Raw genomic sequence first — 230 nt, 5'->3', positions numbered from 1 at the left:
TTGGCTTAGAAGCAGCCATCATTTAAAGAAAGCGTAATAGCTCACTGGTCGAGTCGGCCTGCGCGGAAGATGTAACGGGGCTAAACCATGCACCGAAGCTGCGGCAGCGACGCTTATGCGTTGTTGGGTAGGGGAGCGTTCTGTAAGCCGTCGAAGGTGTGCTGTGAGGCATGCTGGAGGTATCAGAAGTGCGAATGCTGACATAAGTAACGATAAAGCGGGTGAAAAGC

1 rRNA gene is annotated in these 230 nt (G+C 52.6%); it reads left to right on the top strand.

Annotated features, from left to right (window positions below):
* Positions 1–230, top strand: a 23S ribosomal RNA gene (locus WFN75_RS22560); the annotation flags it as partial.

This window comes from Leclercia sp. UBA7405 (genome assembly GCF_037152215.1).
GTDB lineage: Bacteria > Pseudomonadota > Gammaproteobacteria > Enterobacterales > Enterobacteriaceae > Enterobacter > Enterobacter pneumoniae.
Note: the sequence above shows the minus strand (reverse complement) of the source record. Positions and strands in the feature narration are given on the sequence as shown.